The sequence below is a fragment of the Hamadaea sp. NPDC051192 genome, from assembly GCF_040682475.1.
Lineage (GTDB): Bacteria > Actinomycetota > Actinomycetes > Mycobacteriales > Micromonosporaceae > Hamadaea > Hamadaea flava.
This window is the reverse complement of record NZ_JBFBAZ010000306.1, coordinates 1-1,399: the sequence shown is the minus strand read 5'-3', so window position 1 is coordinate 1,399 and position 1,399 is coordinate 1. Positions and strand designations below refer to the sequence as shown.

1 protein-coding gene is annotated in these 1,399 nt (G+C 76.1%); it reads left to right on the top strand.

Annotation, left to right across the window (positions count from 1 at the left end; translation table 11 throughout):
* On the top strand, positions 1-1,294 hold a 1,294-nt coding region (locus tag AB0M47_RS42755), incomplete at its 5' end, for an alpha-lytic protease prodomain-containing protein (protein WP_363424778.1).
* Positions 1,295-1,399 lie beyond the last annotated feature (105 nt).

Sequence of the window (1,399 nt, the reverse complement as noted above, 5' to 3'; positions counted from 1 at the left end):
GATCACGTCGGCGGCTGCAGCCGGTCCGGGCGCGCCCGCAACCGTGCCGGTCGCCGCCGACCGCAGCATGGTCGAGGAACTCGCCCGCACCCTGGGCGTCAGTCCCGACCAGGCGCTGGCCCGGCTCGGCCGCCAGGCGGCGTTCGCGCGGGCCGAGGAGCGCCTGCGCCTCGGCCGCGGCGCCCGGTTCGGCGGCGCGTACCTCAACGAGGACGCCTCGGTGCTGACGGTCGGCGTGACGAACGCCGCCGACAGCGCTCGCGTCCGGGCGGACGGGGCCGTCCCGGTCGTGGTCGACCGCAGCGAAGCCCGGCTGCTCACCTACGCCGGGCGGCTCACCGGCCGGGCGGCGTCGGCGCCCAAGCAGATCCCCGGCTGGTACGCCGATGTGCGTACCAACCGTGTCGTCGTGCTCTACCGCGACGGCGGCCTCCCCGCGGCCCGTGCCTGGGCGGCGGCCGGCGGCGTACCGGCGGACGCGGTGCGCTTCGAGGCCAGTGTGGAGCAGCCTCGGCCGCTGATCGACGTCGTCGGCGGCAACGCGTACTACATCGGCGCGGGCACCCGGTGCTCGGTCGGGTTCGCGGTGACCGGCGGCTTCGTGTCGGCCGGGCACTGCGGCACGACGGGCGCCACGACCACGCAGCCCAGTGGCACGTTCGCCGGATCGAGCTTCCCCGGCAACGACTACTCGTGGGTGCGTACGGCGGCGGGCAACACGTCGCGGCCGCAGGTCAACCGGTACCCGGGCACCGTCTCGGTGGCCGGTTCGCAGGCCGCCGGGGTCGGCGCGACGGTCTGCCGGTCGGGTTCGACGACCGGCTGGCACTGCGGCACCATCAACGCCCTCAACGCCTCCGTGACCTACTCCCAGGGGACGGTCACGGGGCTGATCCGCACCAACGTCTGCGCCGAGCCCGGCGACTCCGGCGGCTCCCTCATCGCCGGTGACCAGGCGCAGGGGGTGACCTCCGGTGGTTCCGGCGACTGCACCTCCGGCGGCACGACCTACTTCCAGCCGGTCAACGAGATCCTCCAGGCCTACGGCCTCACGTTGACCGTCACCGGCACCACCCCGCCGACGAGTTCGCCGACCACCGGTCCGACCGGCGGCCCGACGACTCCGCCGCAGGGCTGCGGCGGCCTGCCCGGCTGGAGTTCCACGACGGGGTACGCCCCCGGCGACGACGTGTCCTACAACGGCCGTCGCTGGGAGTCGACCTGGTGGTCCACCGGAGCCGAACCCGGCGCTCCCGGTTCCTGGGCCGCCTGGGCCGACCGCGGCGCCTGCTAGCGACCTCACGGTTTCCTCCCCCCTGCCGGGGGGGGGGGGCCCCCCCCCCCCCGCCGGGGGGCCCCCCCCCCCCCCCGCGACACACCCCCGGCAGGCCCACCCCCC